Origin of the sequence: Lactobacillus sp. ESL0225, assembly GCF_003692905.1 — a bacterium.
GTDB lineage: Bacteria > Bacillota > Bacilli > Lactobacillales > Lactobacillaceae > Lactobacillus > Lactobacillus bombicola.
This window is the reverse complement of the sequence record NZ_REHK01000004.1, coordinates 21,971-43,583: the sequence shown is the minus strand read 5'-3', so window position 1 is coordinate 43,583 and position 21,613 is coordinate 21,971. Positions and strand designations below refer to the sequence as shown.

Below are 21,613 nucleotides of genomic sequence, written 5' to 3'. Positions count from 1 at the left end.
TGCCTCCTAGTCTTTTATATTAACGTCGTGGTTAATTACATGAGCTTGTTTCAAAGAATATGTATTGTTATCATTATTCAGTTCTAACTGATAGTCAATATCTTTAGAATTAATTCTTACAATTATGCCATCTTGCAATGTTGTTGAATTTACCAAAACATCAGAAACAGCCACACCATTATCTTTAGCTACAGACTTAATGAATGGAGCAATTTGTTCCGACTGTGATTTAACTAAGTTAGTTTGTACGTATTCTTCATATTGAGTACCCACAAATAATAAGAGAAACAATAAAGCTATTATCCCCAAATCACGATAACGCGTATCAAAACGATGTCGCAAATAAAGTGCAGTAAAAGCAATTAAAGTAAGTGCTGCAATCGCAATCAACGCATATAAGATTGTTTTATTAGTATTTTGATTTTGTTCAATATACTTAAGCGTGTAAAAAACCATAATAATTCCACCTCTGCTAAAATTTTCTCTAGATAACTCCCAATAATACGCTTAAAACTAATCTTACTATTTAACCATCTCTAAAAGCCTATAGTTATTTAAGTTTGATTAGCCAAGTTAATAATCACATATAGTAATAGTATAACAAAAAGTGAGCAGACAGGTACTGCTCACTACTCAGAAATATTTAATTTTAATTACCAGCCTTAGTTGATACACCGGTATGACTATCTGGCTTTGAATTATTCCGGTAAGTTGCACCTGTATTTGCATCTTCATCAATCACTAATTTTTGACCAGTAGTTTCACAAAAGTATTTAACTAAGGGGTATATATCTTGTACCCATTCATAAATGCCGACGTAGTGCCCTTCATCATCCTCAACTCGTTTATAATAGTGCAAAATAAGTTCTTGCAAATTACCAGTCGGTACAGGCATATAAACCGTATCATGTCCAGCTTGTTTATGACGTAAAGCATGAACTACTTTTTTAGCTGCAGGAATTACCTCACCAATATGCGGATGCACCGCACCCATTGAACTCCCTACTTGTGCTGGTACTCGTTTAGCCTTCATCTTAGCCTGCTCATCAACTGGACGGTTATACCATAAAAATTGGTTGTTATCATCAACAAAAGTTAGTTCACCAATCGTATTCCGCAACATCCAATTAAGTTGATTAACTGTTAATAAACCACAATCAAGTTTGACGTAATCGTCACCACTTGCCGCATTAATTTTTGCTGCTGCCTTTTCTAACCAATCTGGATCATCTTTATCAATTCCACTGACAGTATACCTACTCTTACCACTAGCCGCAAAATCTTCCTCTAAATATTCAGCTCTATCCATGTCTTTAAGCCATTTGGGTTCGGTCATTTTTTCCTTTTTCCTCCCGACAAGTAACTATTTTTTTAAAACAATTATAGCATGAAAGCGCTAATATATGGTATACATAGCACTTTAATTTGTAGCTTCGTGCTTTTTATCTTAATTATGATAAGCTTAAAAGTAAAATTATAAAAATAAAGGAGCAAACTATGAAAACTGGCACTAAAATTATTACGTTAGATAATGGCTATCACTTATGGACCAATACGCAAGGACAAGGCGATATTCATTTATTAGCTCTACACGGTGGACCGGGCGGTAATCACGAATATTGGGAAGACACGGCTGAGCAACTGAAAAAGCAAGGTCTTAATGTACAAGTTACAATGTATGATCAATTGGGCTCGCTTTACTCCGATCAACCAGATTATACAGACCCCAAAATTGCTAACAAATATTTAACTTATGAATATTTTTTAGATGAAGTAGAAGAAGTTCGCAACAAATTAGGCTTAGATAAGTTCTACTTAATTGGTCAGAGTTGGGGCGGTCTGCTGGTTCAAGAATATGCAGTTAAGTATGGTAAACACTTGAAGGGAGCAATTATTTCGTCAATGGTAGATGAAATTGATGAATATGTTGCCGCTGTTAATCGCCGTCGTCAAGAAATTTTGCCCCAAACTGAAATTGACTTTATGCATGAATGTGAAGCTAGCAATGATTATGACAATCAACGTTACCAAGAAGATGTTAATATTCTTAATATTAATTTTGTTGATCGGCGGCAGCCATCAAAACTTTACCATTTACAAGATATTGGCGGTAGTGCTGTTTATAATGCTTTTCAAGGCGATAATGAATTTGTCATTACTGGAAAATTGAAAGACTGGCACTTTAGAAAGCAATTAAAAAATATTAAAGTACCAACTTTACTTACTTTTGGTGAGAATGAAACAATGCCAATTGCAACAGCCAAAATTATGCAAAAAGAAATTCCTAACGCCCAACTTGTAACTACGCCAGATGGTGGGCACCACCACATGGTTGATAATCCAGATGTTTATTACAAGCACCTGGCCGACTTTATCCGTGAAGTTGAAAGTAATCAGTTTTTAGGTAAATAAAATCAGTTAAAAAAACTCAATTCCGTCATTGCGAATTGAGTTCTTTTAATATGCTCTGACTACCATTTAAAACGTTATTTAAACTACAATCAAAGTATTGCAAGTTCTAATCATCATTGATTTAACAACCATCTAAAACGTGGTGTGCCAGCAAATTCAACTTCTGTCAGTTCTAATCATCATTGATCTAACAACCATCTAAAACAATCCATTTTAAAGGTAAATCGACAGCTGTGTTCTAATCATCATTGATCTAACAACCATCTAAAACTACCTCGCTTGTTCTTTAATTGTTTTATTAGTTCTAATCATCATTGATCTAACAACCATCTAAAACTGATGTATTGATGAGCTAAAGCATTGAATGGTTCTAATCATCATTGATCTAACAACCATCTAAAACAGTCTTAGGTACCGCAGATGTAAATGGCGAGTTCTAATCATCATTGATCTAACAACCATCTAAAACCTAAAGTCAAATGCTGTTCTTTAGCTAATTGTTCTAATCATCATTGATCTAACAACCATCTAAAACGCTCTAAGCGGTTTGTTAGTTAAACATATCGTTCTAATCATCATTGATCTAACAACCATCTAAAACCAACCTTTTGTAGATTTTCTGTAGAAGGTGGTTCTAATCATCATTGATCTAACAACCATCTAAAACTATAAATGCCACTAGATTTTGAGCCAAAAGGTTCTAATCATCATTGATCTAACAACCATCTAAAACAAGCAGTTAAAAGACTTGAAAATCCAACAAGTTCTAATCATCATTGATCTAACAACCATCTAAAACAATTCTTGCGTTTTTTGTTCTAAATCCATTGTTCTAATCATCATTGATCTAACAACCATCTAAAACTCATAATTATTACTCCTTGCAAAAACCATAGTTCTAATCATCATTGATCTAACAACCATCTAAAACTTTATATTAATCCCAATCAACTTTTAATTTGTTCTAATCATCATTGATCTAACAACCATCTAAAACGAAAAAACAAAAGATACAAGCTTGGGTAAAGTTCTAATCATCATTGATCTAACAACCATCTAAAACTATTATTTGAGATTTTTTTGTTTTACAAAAGTTCTAATCATCATTGATCTAACAACCATCTAAAACAACTGTTGGGGCTGTAAGGTTAATTTGACTGTTCTAATCATCATTGATCTAACAACCATCTAAAACTATATATTCTATTTATTATTTCTTACGTCTGTTCTAATCATCATTGATCTAACAACCATCTAAAACCGATATTTTATAATAAAGTTTTAATATAGATGTCAGTACAAATCGATTAGATCCTGATCAATATAATAAAATTGCACACCCTCAGGTACAACCAATAAATCTGGGGAAGCAAACTCTAAAAGAACTACCATCATCTTCATTTGCTTGGCTAAACTTGATAACTCTAGCAATTGATCCTGTTCTAAATAGTGTGTTGAATTACACATCACAGGGATCGATTTCAAGTTACATGATTGATGAATTTTAAAAATCATTTCTATTATAGCATAGGGACTCTTAGTAATTTCATAATCTATATGTAAATCAAAAAATTTCAATAGTTTTTTCAAATCATCATCAAACTTAATTATTAATGGTAAGTCTTCCAGCATTAGTGAATCATCAATAGCTACTTCTAAATTTTGTAATGCAGTAAAAATTCGGTTTCGATTATTTTCATTAATATTAGCAATATAACTATTCAAGATATTTGACATATATTTTTTAATTATGTCGCCACTCAAAAGTGGATCACCAACAAAATCAAATGTTTTAGCAATATCAAGTGAATCATAACTATCATTCGTACAAATTATCATCTCATTCTGACACTGAAATGCCTGCACTAAATCACGAAAAGCAATTGGACTTTGCGTGGCAATGATTTTTATGCCTGAGTTAGTCAATATCCATTTCTTGTGCGTCGAATACGATAAAATCATAGAATCACCGTCCTATCCGACAGATTGCGCACATCTTCTATAGGTTTCCCTACCAAAAAATGCATATCATTATATTGCTTTTCCGTAATCATTAATGACTGTACTATACCACCTTTAGGCAAAAATTTTTTAACTCTCTTTTCTAAAAATTGGGCAGTCTGCCGCGTTACACAAACGCGAACATAAACAGAATACTGTATCATCAAGAACCCCTCATTAATTAACTTCTTACGAAATTGTCGGTATTCTTTTCTTTGTTGCGCTGTTTCCGTTGGCAAATCAAACATTATCATTAAACGCATTATTCGGTACCTCATTTGTTAAGCTCATCTCCATTTCTGGTAACCCGCAATCATCATTACTTAGAAAAGTTAAACAATGGCGAGTATAGTCTGCAATTGCATTAGTTAACAACGTCTTTTTACCATTAAAATTAATTTCCAAGCTCAATAGTTCAACTAACCCATACTTAATATCTGGCGTTAACTCCTTGATTTTCTCATTAGCCTTAACCCAATAATCGACAAATGGTCTAAAAGGCTCCATTAAATCTGATGCCAAATTAAATTGATTTTCTTCAGAGCAGTGATGAATTCCTAAATAAGTAGAATAACCATTAATTGCAATTTCACGATTAAAACTCGACAGTAGAATTGCATAACCATAATCAAGAGCAGCATTAATTGCACATGGATTACGGCGAACAAAGGTCTTGTCAAACAATATCATAAAATATTTTCTTGCAGCAGCCGCTTCACGATTACTGCAATCATTTAATTCCAATTGATTCAGTTCATCATAAACAGTTTGGGTATTCAAGTGATAATTTTCTAAAACCTTTATCTGATTTGTGATTTTTTTATTAACAATCATTGTCCAAAGTTTTTCTTTGCGATCCTTATCCCAATTAACTTGTTTAACCAATTTTTTCATTTTTCTAGCACCCGGATAATAATCAACTGTCTCAGTTACTGGATTACTCTTCTCATCCACAAAGATTACTTTTGCCTGATTTTGAGCTAGTTTACTAATCAATGCGCTTGAAATTACTGCTTGTGTCGTTGAGACTAGTAGTAAATTAATATCCTCAATTGGTATTTGATTAATACCATCACGCGTTTGTACAACCATCATGTTCATTGTATAAGTTAATTTCGCATGTTGGGTAATAATTACGGAACGCCATCCCATAGAAGTCCTCCTTGCATCTTTTACCAAAAATGTTATAATTTATCTGTCAGGTAGCTCCTGACAGATGATTTCTGATCATCATTGATCTAACAACCAAATTTTAAAATCAAACAAGCATCATTTGATGTAAGTTTTAACGCGATATTTATCGTCCTACCTCAGCTCTATAGCGGAGGCTTTTTTATACACAAAAAAGGGAACCGGATTTTTCGGTTCCCTTTTTTTGCTTTATAAATCCGTAACTTTAACTCTCTTTTCAAATAAACCAGTTGGTGATTGAAAAATTAGCTTAGCATTAGATGAAAGTATAATACCATTCGCTATTTGCATCATACCAAATGGAGTTTTAATTCCAATTGCTTTAAGATTACCAAATTGAGAATTGTCATGTAATCCATTCAACAATTCTTTCAAAATTTTCGCTTTATCGTTAGTTTCGAGATTAATAAATTTTTCGCGCCCCTGGTCTAAACCTTCTATAAACTTATTAATATTATACAATGGTAAATATTTATGAACTTTTGCTAAAATTTCATCATAAGCAGAGATAAATAGTGTATCTTTGTCTTCAGTTTTCTCAATGTGGCCGGAAACAATCCGCATTGTTTCTTGCGACAAAGTTAATTGTTTTGCATTATACATATACGCCGAACTTGACAGTGCAAATTTTCGATCACCATCAATGACTACTTGTTTATTTAATAAATGCCCAGCAAGAATGGTAAAGCTTTTCACACCACGTTTAGGTTTTCCTTTTTTGTCATACATTATTAAGGGCTCTAAGATTTGCTTAAGAACCTCATTATAATTTCCAACTTTTTTAGCCTTCTTAAGATTCGCAAGACCGCGCATTGGTACTCCTACTACCCGATAGATAGTATCTTTTATACTAGTAATTTTAACAAGAGCCATGTAGGCATCAGTATTGCCACTATAACCACCATAAATTTTAGTATCTAATCCTTCACCTTTCGGAATTAGGCTTCTAGTTTTAGCAGTATCGCGCTCAGCACGTGGATAAATAGTCATATTAAACATTGCTTGATCTTCTGAAGTGGTTTCACGTGATACTAACATATATTTATAATTATAAGCTTTTCGTAATTTGTCAAAAATATCTGGATGTTTATAAAAGACTATCTGATTGCTGTTGTTTTCTCGAATCTCTTCCGGTGCTTTTCGCTCTTTAGTATCTTTTTGCAATAATGGCCAAATGAAACTAAAAGTCTTTACCTGTTCAATAGTTTCATCTTGTACTTTTTCACTTTCTTTAAACTTTTTGAATTTTCCATAAACAAAGAACGGTCGTAATTTTGGATAAACTTGATACAAGAAGTTAGCGCAAATAACTGACAGATAAGCATCAAGTGCATGATGATAATCATTAACCGCTCTACTCTTATATAACTGTAACCTTTTACGTAAAGCAGAATTATAACTGGCCTTAACCACAACAATTTCAGAATCAGGATATTTACTTTGCAATATAACTGAAACCAGTTTAATAATTTGGCTTGTTTCAACTAATTGTCTATTAATAAATCCAGAACGTTGATATTTATTCATATGGTCAGGATCTAGTAAAAGGTTTCCTAGCTTACGTTTAGTAATTAAGCCATCTTCCTGCCATTTTTTCCACATTTCACCTACGGTCATGTTAAGATCGGCTATACTTTTATTAGCAAAATGCTTATATGGCACATCATCAGATTTTGCTGCATTTAATGCCTTAAAAGTTAAAACACGATTGTCTAGTGAATCATCTTTGACAAATGACTGCGGTAAAATATGATCTATTTCATAGCGTGATGTAATTTCATCAATATTAATTTTTTTACCAGTGTATGCATCCCTGCCACCCTGCATGAAATAGAGGAAATACTTATCCTGATCTAGTTTACGATCCGTCATGCTATTTTTCAAAGAATTAACTAGATCTTTATTTACAATTTCCCTTGCAGTATCTTGATAAGCTTTGAGTAATTTACTACCTCTTAATTGGGATAACCTAGGATTTTTATCGGGTTCACGTGCAAATTCAATTGCAAACTGTGCTGGAGCCCTGCCGCCAGCTGCTTTGACAACATCATCAACTACTTTTATTACTTGTCTAATCGCCTTCTTATTAGCCGGTGAGGTATATGCATCAGCTAAAATAGCTTCAATACCATTATCTTTAGTAACTTGCTCATTTTCTTTAACAATTGCCACTTTAAAATCTGGTTCTGTAACAACTTGCATAAAGTTCTTTTGACTATTCCACAATGATTCAATGATATTTTGACCATTGCTATCATGCAGTTCTTGTAACAATCTCTTTGAGAGACGCCCCCATCCTTTTAGACGCCATTTGGCTAAAGTCTTAATTTGTTCTTCTGTTAACCACTTAATTGTATGCAGTTCTGCTTGGTATATCTTTTTATCTTCAAAAATCGAAGATAATTCAATTATTTTTTCAAAATCTGCTTGATAATTAGGGTCATCAAGTTGCTTATCAAAAAGCTTCATTTTTTTAAGCTGATAATAACTAGATAAACTAGAATTAAATTTTTTAGGATCGGCTAAGCCTTTAATTTCAATGTATTCAAGATGTTGATTTTGTTTTAAATAATTAGTTAATTCTTCAACTTTAACTATTTTGTTTTGCATAAACAAATCATTATAAATAGCCTGCTTTAGTTGGGGATCAAGTCGCTTTTTATTGATTTTAACATTATTAAGTTCATTCAAAACTTCATATTTTTGGTACAACAAACTATTAGCAGGTAAAACATCTTCACCAAGTAAATAAGTATCCTTAATTGTCATCCGCGTGATAAATTTTCTGGCTGATTGATGAGTATCTACTACTTGTTCAAAATTCCACGGTGTTATCGTGTCATCGCTTTTGCGAATCATCCATGCAAAATTTTTACCTGATGTTTCTTTTTGTTGATCAGTAGTGATCATTGGGCCAACATAATATGGCACTCTGAATCTTACTAACTCATCAAGTTTATAAGGAGCCTGCTTTAGATGCTCTTCAACTGGATTTGATTCAGCCAAAAATGGATAGTATTTACTCTGCATTGCAATAATTTGATCAAGCTCAATTTGATGAAGCTGATAAGGAATTACACCATTACTGTTAATTCGCTGTTTAGGCATAAACTTATCTTGTTCAATTTCTTGGATAATTTGGGTAGATGCTTCAGAATCATCGAGATTATCTTGGACTATTTTATAAAATTCCTCTTTACTTAAAACACCACTACCCTTATGCCATTTTTTTAATGTTGTTTTAGCTTCAAGTAATCGTCCATGACGATAATTAACGTATAAATCATAGGCAAGCTTTAAATTTTCCGCTTTTTGCTTATCATGATGATTCTTAGCCACACTTTTAAGTAGCTTGTAATCACTACCATGCTGTTTATATTTTTCCACCATGGATTCTGATAAAGTCATCCCTTCATAAACAATGTTACTTAATGTAATTGCGCCAAACAACTTACGAATTTCAGCAATAATTGTTTCCTCTTGCTCATTTAGCTCAGTTAAAAGCGATTCCAATTTGTCATCTGCATCTGCGTCGGTTAGTTTAAATTCCCAACTTCCTTTATCGATTTTATCAATTTCTTTATTTAAAATTGTCTCAAATTGTGTCTTGTAACCCATTATGGCATTGGCAACTTGCTTAGCAACATTCTTAGCTGCTTTGTCACTTGAATCAACTAATAACTGTGCAATCTTCTTAACCTTATCTGACTTATACAGAGTACGCTCATCATCTTGACCGCGAATCACAGCTTCAATTTGTCCTGCATTTTCAATTTTAAACTGAATTGAATCCAGATTCTCATCTGTTAATTGACGATAACTATTATTTAAATCACTTAAAACAGGGCCCACATCAATCTTTGAAGCATTAAAGTTATTAATAGACGTGTCTTGCAAGAAATTACCACGATATTTAACAATATGATGAATCGCTAAGAAAATCTCACGCAAATCAAAGCGCTTATCCTCAGTCATTAAAGCATGTCGTAAATGATAAATCGTCGGATATTTCTTATAAAACTCGCTATCTTCCTCTGCCGTTGGAAAAACAATTGCTGGGTACTTGGTACGCATTTTATCTAATGGTGAAATCCAAGATTTATGTAATCGTACAAAAAAGCTCGGATCTACTTGTACCATTTCGTCAGCAAATATTTCTTCTAATAGTCCTAAGCGCCACTTTCTACGTTTAAGTCGTCTCCTAGTTGTTCTAAAACTACGCCGATCAGCTGCTGAATGACCTTCCTCAAATAAGTGCGAACCCAAAGCAGTTTTGCCGCGCAATTTCAATAAGTTATTATTTTTATCACTAGCAGCCCAACCACAAGAATTAGTCCCGATATCGAGACCTAAAATATAATCATCATTTAATTTAGTCATTACAAGACTCCCTTCTAAAAATAGCAAATTCAAGTTATTGTTTTTATTATATTAACTCTAAAAGATAATATATTCACTATTAATTTTTGAAAAACGGCAACTATTTTTACTTTACTTGGATATTTGTTTGCAATCGTTTCCAAATTATTTAAGCAAATTTGTCGTATACTTAAGAAAGGAGGCAAATTATGAAACAAATTAAAATTGGTAATACGGAGTTTTCTAGTTCAGCGCTTGCACTAGGAATTATGCGGATGAACAAATTAAATATTGATAGCGCGGTCAAGACATTAGAAACAGCGCATGATGTTGGTATTAATTATATTGATTCAGCTGATGTTTATGGTCATGGAAAGTCGGAAACAGTTTTTGGAAATGCCTTAAAGAATTCTTCCCTTAAACGAGAAGATTTTTATATTCAATCAAAGACTGGTATTTATGAAGAGCCCACGCTTAATTACAAAACTACACGTTATGATTTCTCAAAAAAATACATTATAAAGTCAGTCGATGGCATTTTATCTAGAATGCAAATTGATTATTTAGACAGCTTACTTTTGCATCGTCCTGATGCCTTGATGGATCCTGCAGAAGTCGGGGCTGCATTTGACGAATTGCAACAAGATGGGAAAGTGCGTCATTTTGGAGTTTCAAATTTCAATCCCCGCCAAGTTGACTTATTACAAGCTGGTATCAGCCAAAAATTACTAATCAACCAATTACAATTCAGTATCATGCATACCGGACCGATTGATTTTAATATTCATACTAATATGACCGACAATCGCAGTATTGACCATGACCGCGGTATCTTTGATTATTCAAGACTGCATCAAATGACTATTCAAGCTTGGTCGCCCTTTCAATACGGTCAAATCGAGGGTAACTTTATTGGTAATTCAAAATTTCCGCAAGTTAATGATACCTTAGAGAAATTAGCCAAGTTAAAAGGGTGTTCTAAAAATGCAATTGCAGCCGCCTGGATTTTGCGCTATCCCGCTAATATTCAAGTAATTATTGGTACCATGACACCCGAACATATTATTGATAGTGCCAAGGGAGCCGATATTGAACTAAGTGCCCAAGAATGGTATGACCTTTATTTAGCTGCTGGCAACGATTTACCATAAATAATTTTTTAAAAAAGTCATAGTCAAATTCGACTATGACTTTTTTAGTAATCAAACATCATTATCATCTATGTTAATATATTGCTTTAACAAATCATATAATAAAGAAATTTCATAATTTGAAATTGTGACGTTATATTTTAACTCAACTGGTTGGAAAATGGTACGCGTTATTTTAAAGAAAGCTTTTTCTTTTTCAGATTTAGGCTGAACCTCAATTACATTATTCCGCATGACAGCACGTTCAATCATCAGGGCAACATGCATATAAAGATTCAATTTAATTTTGCCATCTAATTCCAAATTATAGAAATCTTCATATTTTTTATTAATTTCTTCAACCTCTTTTATTACTACACTTGGATTCAAGAAATTTAAGCGTTCAGCAATTCCTTCCTTAGAAAAGAAACACAATAATTTATTATTTAAATCTGTTAATTGTTGTTGGTTTAAATATGGTTGCAGCCAAAGTTTTAATTTTTTTTCACCACTAATCGCTAAAATATCGTATAAGTTCATATATTTAAACTTGATTTTTTCTGTTATATCAAAAGTGGTTAACAAAAATAATGTTTGCTCAAAATAAGCCCACTGCTTAGTAACAATTTTTTCCTTCAAGTCATTGTACCCTAAAGGAATTATTTTTATATCCGCTGGCAAATATTGTCGCAGAATTTCACTTATTTGTTCAGCAACTTTTAAACCAGAAATGCAAGATACCAGAATATTTTTTGTTTGGGAAAAACCATTATAGTACTTTACATTTATTTGGTATTCCCGTTCAGCACTACTGGCAATTCTAGTAAAATCTAAATTTTGCTTCATTTTAGAAGCTAAATCTAATGCGGTTACAGTTGTTAATTTATTAACTACCAGTAAATCACAATTTAAATTCGAACCAACTTCACTATATAACTTATTTAAAGAGCCCATATCGACCATTAAGACCAGGCCATTTATCGCATTATAATTTAAAACCAAGTTATTAATCGCATTAATCATGGTAGTTGTATCAGCATCAATTGCAACATCAATTGCATCAAAAATATAGTTACCACAAAGCGAATTAACAACTGCTTGAATACTGGTAGCTGTATTTTCACCATGACCAACTAACAGACCATGTAATTTAACATTTTCATCGATATATTCGCTTAATAGAATAGCAAATATATATGTTAGGCCTTGATGACTATCCTTATCTAAGATTGGCAATTTGCTATAAAAACTTCGAGCCACATGATATGCTCGTGGTAGTTTTTTGAGAACAACTGCTCTTAATTTCTCAATATCACAATCTGGTTTAAAATGATGCTCATATAAATAATAAATTGTTAATTCTAAATATGCAGCCTTAGCCAGCCCATATTTCTTTTCAATTATTTCAGCAAATAGTTGTTTATGTTGCACATGTAGTCCTGACGCTTGGGAACTTGATTCATTTAGCTTGTTTATTGCTTCAATTCTTAAACGGCAATTACTTAAACTTGTATCGGAAAATGCATTAATCACCTTTTTTAATTCTTGAGAAATATTGGTTAATTTTTTATTTAAGCTTTTACTTTCAGAATATCTAATAACAAGTGCAGGATCAACAACAATTGAACCATAGTTTTTAAATGGTGGTAAATAATCAAGAATAAGGTTCTTTAGCTTTAAATACATTGTATTCGAACTAAACCAATCATGATAAGCCGCCGAACATGACGCCCGAACTATATTCTTTATATAGCTAACATTATCTTTATGATTAATTTGTAATAGTGCTGAAACAACCTCTTCATCGACTACTATTTTCTTATTAATTCTCTGTCCTTCATCGTAAAAAAATGACCGTAATATTTCTAAGCGCTCATCAATTGGTCTTTTAGCATAATCAGGCAAATTAACCTGAACAGGTATTTTTCTTAAGAAAGAATGCAACAATACTCTTTCTGGATCTTTTGTTGTTGCCATTATTAAGCGAACATTAGATTTAACATGGTGAACATTATCGCCCACTTTATAAAATTGCCCAGAATCAATAAAATTTAGAATTTTTTCTTGATTAACATTGCTTAATCGATCAACTTGATCTAAAAATAAATAACCCCCATTTGCCTTTTCAATTAAACCTTTTGCTTGTGTAGCACTTGCTTTAGCAGACCCAAATAATAAAGTAGTAATTTGTTCAGGATTACCAGCATAACTAGCACAATTTAGGCATAAATATGGTGCATTAGCTTTGATACTTCCTACTTCTTTGGCATACGCGACCAATCTTTCAGCTAAATAACTTTTACCTACGCCAGTATTACCAGTAATTAATACATCTAAACCATTTGGTGGATAAATTACAGCAGCACATAACTGTTCTACTACTCTTTTTAATGATCCCTGACTACCGATAACACTGGCAAATGATAAATCAGTCGTTTTATTAATCGAATTTTTGCGCCATTTAACTGGTCGTTCTTTGATTTTTTGTATTCTATTTTCTTTGGCAAGTTGATTTAGATAATGGCTAACAACAGATCTAGATAAATTTAATTCTGCTGCCAGTTCACTAGTACTAATTACATCATTACCAGGTAAATTCTTTATCTTATTTAAAACTCTTTCTTCAGCCCAACTCATTATCCATCTCTCCAAAATTGTTCTCTTTATTTATAATTATAGCTAATTATAAATTTATTTTCTATACAATTTTGTGTTCTCGTCTAGGTTTGCATAATGAAATATGCTATACATGTATTATTTAAATAATATACTACAATTTGCTTTTTCTTATTATTTATTGACTTTAAAATATAAACATTAGGCTTGACAATATTCTAAAGTTATTTTATACTTTTCCTTAAAGTTGGAGGTATTTTTTAATGAAAATTAATTTAAATTGTAACTTACAGCTGAATAACCGTTATTACTTTAGCTATTTTAGATAAAGTTTGAATTCATCTAGATGAATTCAAACACAGTTCTAGTTTGAATTTATCTATGATGGCTAAAGCCCTTTTAATTACGGTTAGCCACATAACTTCTGAGTGGTTAGCCGCAATTGATTGCTTAATAAAAGATAATTAATGTATACCCACTCGGAATTGGTGGGTATTTTTTATTGTTTTATTGTCTTATTTTTGATTATTATTCGGAGGAAATCAGATGAAATTTAAAAAAATAGTAGTAGGGATTAGTTTAGCCGGACTTCTACTCTTAGGTGGATGTAGCAAAAAAGCTCATAATCATTCACAAATTAAGCATGTTGGTGTACTACAAGTTGTTCAACATCCCTCGCTAGATAAAGCTTACAAAGGTTTCAAAAAAGGACTAAAAGAGGGCGGCTACACCGAGGGTAAAAATCTAAAAATTGATTATCAAAATGCACAAAATAGTCAAGATAATCTTAAAAGTATGAGTGAAAAATTGATTAATGACAAATCTGATTTAATTTTAGGAATTGCTACTCCAGCAGCACAAAGTATTGCCAATGCCACTGAAGATATCCCAACAGTTGTCACCGCAGTAACTGATTTAAAGGCAGCCAAACTAGTTAATTCTAATTCTAAGCCTGGCAGAAATGTTACTGGCACAACCGATATGGTTTCAATTGACAAACAAATTGAGCTATTACTATCAATTGTGCCTAAAGCTAAAACAATCGGAGTTATGTACAACGCTGGTGAATCAAATTCAAAAATTCAAGCTGATTTAGCCATTGCTGCCTTAAAGAAAGCTGGCGTTAAAGTTTTAGTTAAAACTGCTAATACTACTAACGATGTCCAACAAGTTACTGAAACATTAGCAAATAAAGTTCAAGGAATTTATGTCCCAACAGATAATACTTTTGCTTCTGCAGCTTCAATCATTGGTAAAGTAGTAAAAGAAAAAAAGATTCCACTCGTTGCCGGTTCGACTGATCAAATTAAGCATGGTGGCTTAGCTTCAATCGGTATTGACTATGAAGAATTAGGTAAGCAAACGGGAAAAATGGCAGCTAAAATTTTAGATGGTAAAGCCAAGCCAAGTGATATGCCAGTGGAAAAAGCCAATCAATTGAATTTAGTCGTTAATAAAGAAATGGCTAAAGCTTTAGGTATTAATCCTAAATCTATTAAAGCTCCCAAGTAATTAGGAAGGTAACGTGAACGTATAATTATGTTAAATACTTTTTGGGATTTATTTCTCTCATCCACCTCACAAGGTTTGCTCTGGTCATTAATGGCAGTTGGTGTTTATTTAACTTTTCGAATTTTAGATTTAGCTGATATGACGGCTGAAGGGAGTTTTCCCTTAGGCGGAGCAATCGCCACAATGTGTTTAATTAATGGGATTAACCCAATCTTAGCTACAATTGCTGCATTTGCTGGTGGGATGATTGCGGGTTTTGTCACAGGATTTTTAAATACTAAATTAAAAATTCCTTCCCTATTAGCAGGGATTATTACCATGACGGGGCTCTATTCTATCACTTCTCGCATAATGAACAATGCGGCCAATGTATCACTTTTAGGTAAAGAGACCCTCTTTACTATCGCCCAGAATTGGGGCCTATCTCGTAATAATGCTGTTATTGTTATGGGGCTAATTATCGCATTAATTATTATTAGCCTCTTAATTATCTTTTTCAAAACTGAGATTGGTCTTGCCATGCGGGCCACGGGTGATAACCCTGAAATGAGTGCAGCTAACGGGATTAAAACACAAAGAATGAAAATTTTAGGTTATATGATTTCCAATGGCTGTATTGCTCTTTCCGGTGCTCTTTTAGCTCAAAATAATGGCTTTGCCGACCTTAATTCAGGAGTTGGAACAATTGTTATTGGACTTGCTTCAATTATTATTGCTGAAGTTATTTTGCACCACTTGCCACTGGGAAAGCGGCTAATTACATTGGTTTTAAGTGCCATTATCTACCGCTTCATTTTAGCACTAGTCTTTCAAATGAATGTTGAACCTTCTGATGCCAAACTGGCCTCAGCATTGGTTTTAGTAATTTGCTTAATTTTGCCTAATTTTCACTTGCCACGCAATCTTAAGGGGGAAAAGAAAAATGCCTAAAGTATTACAAATTAAGAATCTTCATCAAACTTTTGGTCGCGGCACTGTAAATGAAAATCCGGTCTTACGTGGCGTTAATCTTGAATTGAATGCTGGTGATTTTGTAACTATCATTGGTAGTAATGGTGCTGGTAAGTCAACTTTACTAAACAGTATTGCTGGAACTATACCTGTGCAAGAGGGACAAATTATTCTAAATGATATTGACATCAGTAAGCTAACTGTAACTAAGCGTTCAAAAAATATTAGCCGTGTTTTTCAAGATCCCAAAATGGGGACAGCAGTTAGGTTAACGGTTGAAGAAAATCTCGCTTTGGCAATGAAACGGGGAAAACGTCGCGGTTTTCATAATGGAGTTAACAAGCGAGATCGTGAATTTTTTAAAACACAACTTGCACAACTTAATTTAAACCTTGAAAATCGACTCGAAACTGAAATTGGGTTACTTTCTGGGGGACAACGACAAGCCATTACCCTTTTAATGGCTACCCTGCAACGTCCTGATTTGATATTATTAGATGAACATACCGCGGCTCTTGATCCTAAGACTTCAATTACAGTCATGGAACTTACCAAAAAATTAATTAGCGAACAAAAATTAACTGCCTTTATGGTGACGCATAATATGGAAGATGCTATTCATTATGGCAATCGATTAGTCATGCTCCATCAAGGACGTGTAGCTTTAGACTTAGTTGGACCAGAAAAACAAAGTTTGACTGTTTCCAAATTAATGGACCTGTTCCAAAAGCAAGTTGGCTCTAAACTAGAAGATGATGCAATGTTACTTAGATAATAAACTTAGATAAAAAATAGCTCCTAAAAGTAATACTTTTAGGAGTTATTTTTTGTTGTTAAAGCTTTTATGGATGCCTTATCTATCTTTTTTAATTAATATAAATATTTTTGAATAACCTGTTTAGGATCCTTACCTGCTCTGATTTTCAGTTCAAGTTCAATTACGACATCTGCCATAATTGATTGCGGATCAATTACCTGATATGGATGATTGGGAGCCTGTTCCTGTGCTAAAGAAAGCTCGGTACAGCCCAGTAATATAACATTACAACCATATTCATCATGCATCTTGCGCAAGATGGAATGATACAATTCAGCATCAACTACGCCCTTTTGTTTAATATTAGAATAAATTAGTTTCGTAACTAGAGGCTGAATCTCAGGACCACCAAGTTCAGCACTACGATTCACTTTATTTAGCTCATCTACATACAGATGATCATAAATTGACCCTTCAGTTGCAATAAGTCCAATCTTCTTTTGCTCAGGAAATTTTTCCACGAAATTGTGTACCGCAATTCTCATCATATGCAAAAATGGAATATCAGTTAAATTAGCTAAGTCATCATAGAAATAATGTGCCGTATTACATGGCATTACGAAAAAATCGGGTTGCAATGTGACCTGTTGCAAAAAGTCTTCCCGCAAAGCAGTAAAGAAGTTCGGTTTAGTATGATCCTTAATATAAGTTGTTCGATCAGGGACTTGCGCATCATTAACTAAAATATAATTCAAATAATCCTGATCACAAGTAATTTCCATTCGATGATTAATTGAACGGATAAAGCTTTCTGTTGCAATCGTTCCCATTCCACCAATAATTGTAAAAAAATGCTTCATTTTACTATTCTCTAACTATAAAAGTGACCATTCTGGTCTTCTAATTCATTAATCACTTGCTGAGCAACCGTAATATCCGATGGATAAGGCGTATTCACACCTCGAATTTTTTGAAAACCATCTTCTCCTTTACCACAAATTAGCACGACATCACCTTTGTTTGCCATACTAATAGCATCATTGATTGCTTTAAGTCGGTCTAATTCGATTGTTACATCTACTTTGGTATGATCAATTCCTGCATCAATCTCTTCAGCAATTTCCTTAGGATCCTCAAATCCAGGATCGTCAGTTGTCAAAAATACTTTATCAGCAAACGCATTTAAGCTATTACTAAAACCTGGTCGTCTTGATACTCCTTTATCTCCAGGAGCTCCAACTACCACAATAATCTTAGGATTATTAAATTCTCGGCGCATAAAGCCCATTAAGGCCATCATTGATGCCTCATTATGCGCATAATCAACCACAACCACACCATGACTTGCAGTAATTTCCGTTTGCATTCTTCCTGGAACTGTTACAGTACTAATTCCTTTAGCAGCGTCATCATGTGCCATCCCAGCTAATCCCGCGCCAATTACAGCTGCTGTCCCATTCGACTCATTAAAATCACCTAACATCTTTAACTGATATTCACCAGCAATTGGTAATTCTTTAGCCTTATCACTAACACAAAGTACTTTAAATTTAGTCCGAGCCATATCAATTTCTTCCGAAGAGTAACGAAAATCAATCGGATGTTTTAATTCTGGATTAGTATAATTTTCATCAGCAAATAAATAAATACTATCTGGTGCAGTAGTAGTAGTGGCTGCTGCATATACCTCATTAAAATTGTTGGTCTGGGCATTAATAATACATTTACGCGCGTTAACCAATAATTGTAACTTACAGTGTAAATAATCTTCAAAATTAGGATGCTCGTTGGGACCAATATGATCTGGCGAAATATTTAAGAAAAAGCCTAAATCATAGGTTAAACCAAAAACCCTGTTCTTCTTATAAGCCTGACTAGAAACTTCCATGACTAGATGAGTCATCCCATTATCTACTGCTGTGCGCATATCACGGAATAAATCTAAAGACTCTGGAGTTGTTAAGCTTGATTTAAACGTATCAACTTTTTTTTGACCCACAACGTTGTTAACAGAAGAAATTAAAGCCGTTTTGCCATCATTAATTTGATCTAGCATCCCTTTTAAAAAGTAGGCAGTAGTAGTTTTACCCTTTGTACCAGTTACTGCAACCACATATAAGTCATCTTGCGGAAATCGGAAAAAAGCAGCAGATAATAATGCCATTGCCTTGGAAACATCACGTACAATTAATGCGTGCATGCCCTTGCCTTCTGGGTAAGGTTGTTCAGCTACATAACAATTAGCCCCATTAGTTTTAGCCATTGATAAATATGTGGGACGAAAACCTGCCCCCTTACAGAAAAACAAAGTGTCCGTTTTAATGTCACGTGAATCATAGGAAACATATTCCATCTTGGTTCTAACCGTATCTTGAACTGCACTTGATTTAAGTAAATGATGTTCTTTTAAAATTAAAATACAGGTATTTAAAGAAATACTCATGTTATGCCCCTTCATTTTTGTCTTAGTCAAAATTATAACACAGCTAACTATCAGTTTTTTGTATTCTTTGGATTTAATGGTAAATAAATGATAAATCGCGTCCACTTATCATTAGATTCGCAAACAATTTTACCATGATGTAAATCAACAATACTCTTGGTAATAGATAAGCCTAACCCAGTGCCACCAGTCTGTGTATTACGTGAAGGCTCTACCCGATAAAATCGTTCAAAAATTTTTTTCAAGGAATCTGCAGGAATTGCTGCACCATTATTTTCAACACGTAACTCAACTTCATTATTGTTAACTAAATTAGCAATCAAATTGATTTGAGTTGCATCTGTACCATATTTTAAGGCATTAGCAATTAAATTGTTATAGACCCGTACCAATTTTTCTGGGTCTGCCTGAATTGTCAAATCTTTAGGTCTAGTTTCAATATTAAAAGTTATGCCCTTTTCGTGCGCTTCAAATTCAAAGCCAGCTGCAACTTGTTCCAACATTGAATAAATATGTAAGGGCGCAAGTTGCAGTTTAATATTAGTTGATTTCAACGTTGTATACTCAAGTAAATCATGTGCTAATGATTTCATTTGTTCTGCTTTCATATAAGCAATATTTAAGTATTTTTGTTGGTCGGCTGGATTAGCCACACCTGACTTTAAAAGCCCTAAATAGCCAATAATAGATGTTAAAGGCGTTCTAATATCATGAGATACATTACTAATCAATTCATCTTTTGAATTTTCGATTGCTTTTTCTTCATTAATTGCGTTAACCGTACTAGCTACTAATGAATTTATGGAATCAATTACTTTTTGTAAATCTGTTTTTACCTTAAATGAAATCGTATGATCAAAATGACCTTGAGCAATATAATGCAGTTCTGAAATAACATGACGCAATTGCATTTGGTGATAACGTCTGATTAAACGCCAATATAATACTAATAAATCACCCAGACCCATAATAACCAAAAAAGTATTTTGCCAAGACCACAAATGACGACCACCAGCAAAGGTGACGGTTTTTTTTAAAAAGTAAATGCCATTAGCCAAACTTTTATTTTGTAAAATCGTTAAATTTATTAAAATATCAACTGACAGATTTAATAATAGTAACAAGACTACTGTTATTACGCCTTCAGCAAACAACTCACTTTTTTCTGTGGCCGTCAGCTTAACACGTTCTTTTTTCATCTACTTAAGCCTCAACCTTATAGCCAACGCCCCAAACTGTTTGAATCACATCCTCACCATCAGTTGCTTTTTGAATTTTATCACGTAAATGTGACACATGAACCATTACAGTCTTAGCTGAAACGATTGATTCCTGTTGCCAAACTCGTTCAAAAATTTCATCAGCAGAAAAAACACGATTAGGATGACTAGATAGCAAATATAAAATGCCAAATTCTAGCGCAGTCAATTGAATATCCTTACCCGCTATGGTCTTTACCTCATGGGAGTCGCGATTAATAACTAGCGGACCAATTTCCAACACATCTGGTTCATCGTCTTTAACTTGCTTTTGACTACGCCGCAAAAGCGAACGTACCCGTGCCATTACTTCAAGTGGATTAAATGGTTTAGAAACATAATCATCAGCACCAGTTATCAATCCTTGAATTTTGTCCATGTCGCCTGTCTTAGCTGAAACAATAATAATAGGAATATCGGAATCTTTACGAACTTCCTTAATTACGTCAATTCCACTCATATTGGGCATCATTACATCTAAAATCATTAAAGAAATATCAGAACTAGTGGTGAGTTTAGTTATCGCTTCTTTACCACTATAAGCAACAATTGGCGTATAGCCTTCATTTTTAAGGTAAATACTTAATAATTCAACAATTTCTTTATCATCATCAACTACTAAAATTTTCATCAGGGTCATTCCCTTCTCTTTTATGCATAATTATTCTTATTTAATTCATACTCACCTATAGTGTAGCAGAATTTGGCTAATATTTTAGCTTATTTAACAAGAAACATCTAATTATTCATACTTATCTTTAGCTTTTTATAAAATTCTTTAAATGATACTCAAAATTTATAGCAAAAGCAACTTATACCTAAGCTATAAATTGATAATAATTTAGTTACTTATTCAATAATCCTTAAAAGTTAACCTATTAAGTAGTTTAAAGTATTAAAAAACGGCAAATTATTAAATAATCTGCCGCTTAATTAGGTTAAGACCAAAGTATAATTAACTTTAACAGTTACCATGTAATTA

The 21,613-nt window shown here is 33.2% G+C and carries 16 protein-coding genes and 1 CRISPR repeat array; of the genes, 5 read left to right on the top strand and 11 right to left on the bottom strand.

Annotated features, from left to right (window positions below; genetic code table 11):
* Positions 1-6 precede the first annotated feature (6 nt).
* Positions 7-456 carry a DUF3290 domain-containing protein gene (locus F5ESL0225_RS01060; protein ID WP_118898278.1) on the bottom strand — a complete coding sequence of 150 codons (450 nt, stop codon included), beginning with the start codon at positions 454-456 and terminating at the stop codon, positions 7-9.
* A gap of 193 nt (positions 457-649) precedes the next feature.
* Positions 650-1,336, bottom strand: coding sequence for a PAS domain-containing protein (locus F5ESL0225_RS01055; protein WP_122047692.1), 687 nt, complete (start codon positions 1,334-1,336; stop codon positions 650-652).
* A 161-nt stretch (positions 1,337-1,497) separates the two neighbouring features.
* Here F5ESL0225_RS01055 and F5ESL0225_RS01050 point away from each other — a divergent pair, with 161 nt between their 5' ends.
* Positions 1,498-2,412 (top strand): proline-specific peptidase family protein, encoded by a 915-nt coding sequence (locus tag F5ESL0225_RS01050; RefSeq protein WP_122024401.1) that lies wholly within the window; start codon positions 1,498-1,500, stop codon positions 2,410-2,412.
* Between the two features lie 103 nt (positions 2,413-2,515).
* Positions 2,516-3,673: direct repeats of the CRISPR family, unit length 36 nt; unit sequence GTTCTAATCATCATTGATCTAACAACCATCTAAAAC.
* Between the two features lie 32 nt (positions 3,674-3,705).
* On the opposite strand, the gene csn2 is transcribed toward F5ESL0225_RS01050, so the two are convergent.
* The 4 genes from csn2 to cas9 form a co-directional block, all read right to left on the bottom strand.
* Positions 3,706-4,374, bottom strand: a complete 669-nt coding sequence (csn2, locus tag F5ESL0225_RS01045; RefSeq protein ID WP_122047691.1) for a type II-A CRISPR-associated protein Csn2 — start codon at positions 4,372-4,374, stop codon at positions 3,706-3,708.
* Entirely contained in the window at positions 4,371-4,676 is a 306-nt protein-coding gene (gene cas2, locus F5ESL0225_RS01040) for a CRISPR-associated endonuclease Cas2 (RefSeq protein ID WP_199692567.1), read from the bottom strand. Before cas2 ends, csn2 begins: the two co-directional genes overlap by 4 nt.
* The gene (gene cas1 / locus F5ESL0225_RS01035; RefSeq protein ID WP_122047690.1) at positions 4,654-5,565 is read right to left on the bottom strand and encodes a type II CRISPR-associated endonuclease Cas1; all 912 of its coding nucleotides are present in this window, start codon (positions 5,563-5,565) and stop codon (positions 4,654-4,656) included. The genes cas2 and cas1 overlap by 23 nt, the downstream gene beginning before the upstream one ends.
* 228 nt (positions 5,566-5,793) lie before the next feature.
* A complete protein-coding gene (cas9, locus tag F5ESL0225_RS01030) occupies positions 5,794-9,984 on the bottom strand; it encodes a type II CRISPR RNA-guided endonuclease Cas9 (RefSeq protein ID WP_122047689.1) in 4,191 nt (1,396 codons plus the stop codon).
* 188 nt (positions 9,985-10,172) lie between these two features.
* Between cas9 and F5ESL0225_RS01025 the strand changes: the two genes are divergently transcribed.
* Positions 10,173-11,114: an aldo/keto reductase family oxidoreductase gene (locus tag F5ESL0225_RS01025; RefSeq protein WP_122047688.1), complete on the top strand. Its 942-nt coding sequence runs from the start codon at positions 10,173-10,175 to the stop codon at positions 11,112-11,114.
* A gap of 51 nt (positions 11,115-11,165) precedes the next feature.
* Here the strand turns inward: F5ESL0225_RS01025 and F5ESL0225_RS01020 are convergent, their stop codons facing one another.
* Entirely contained in the window at positions 11,166-13,730 is a 2,565-nt protein-coding gene (locus tag F5ESL0225_RS01020; RefSeq protein ID WP_122047687.1) for a sigma 54-interacting transcriptional regulator, read from the bottom strand.
* Positions 13,731-14,255: 525 nt separating this feature from the next.
* On the opposite strand from F5ESL0225_RS01020, the gene F5ESL0225_RS01015 reads away from it, so the two are divergent.
* Genes F5ESL0225_RS01015 through F5ESL0225_RS01005 form a run of 3 tightly spaced genes read left to right on the top strand, consistent with a single transcriptional unit; the run spans position 14,256 to position 16,947 of the window.
* The gene (locus F5ESL0225_RS01015) at positions 14,256-15,221 is read left to right on the top strand and encodes an ABC transporter substrate-binding protein (RefSeq protein ID WP_122021256.1); all 966 of its coding nucleotides are present in this window, start codon (positions 14,256-14,258) and stop codon (positions 15,219-15,221) included.
* Between the two features lie 27 nt (positions 15,222-15,248).
* The gene (locus F5ESL0225_RS01010; RefSeq protein WP_122047686.1) at positions 15,249-16,151 is read left to right on the top strand and encodes an ABC transporter permease; all 903 of its coding nucleotides are present in this window, start codon (positions 15,249-15,251) and stop codon (positions 16,149-16,151) included.
* Positions 16,144-16,947, top strand: coding sequence for an ABC transporter ATP-binding protein (locus F5ESL0225_RS01005; RefSeq protein ID WP_122024397.1), 804 nt, complete (start codon positions 16,144-16,146; stop codon positions 16,945-16,947). Before F5ESL0225_RS01010 ends, F5ESL0225_RS01005 begins: the two co-directional genes overlap by 8 nt.
* A gap of 95 nt (positions 16,948-17,042) precedes the next feature.
* Here the strand turns inward: F5ESL0225_RS01005 and F5ESL0225_RS01000 are convergent, their stop codons facing one another.
* From F5ESL0225_RS01000 to F5ESL0225_RS00985, 4 genes are read right to left on the bottom strand one after another with little or no spacing between them, the layout of a single operon-like run.
* On the bottom strand, positions 17,043-17,789 hold the full coding sequence (locus tag F5ESL0225_RS01000; protein WP_122047685.1) for an aspartate/glutamate racemase family protein: 747 nt from the start codon (positions 17,787-17,789) through the stop codon (positions 17,043-17,045).
* Positions 17,790-17,800: 11 nt separating this feature from the next.
* A complete protein-coding gene (locus tag F5ESL0225_RS00995; RefSeq protein WP_122047684.1) occupies positions 17,801-19,372 on the bottom strand; it encodes a UDP-N-acetylmuramoyl-L-alanyl-D-glutamate--2,6-diaminopimelate ligase in 1,572 nt (523 codons plus the stop codon).
* Positions 19,373-19,422: 50 nt separating this feature from the next.
* The gene (locus tag F5ESL0225_RS00990; protein ID WP_090093715.1) at positions 19,423-20,571 is read right to left on the bottom strand and encodes a cell wall metabolism sensor histidine kinase WalK; all 1,149 of its coding nucleotides are present in this window, start codon (positions 20,569-20,571) and stop codon (positions 19,423-19,425) included.
* A 4-nt stretch (positions 20,572-20,575) separates the two neighbouring features.
* Entirely contained in the window at positions 20,576-21,262 is a 687-nt protein-coding gene (locus F5ESL0225_RS00985) for a response regulator transcription factor (RefSeq protein ID WP_090093716.1), read from the bottom strand.
* Positions 21,263-21,613 lie beyond the last annotated feature (351 nt).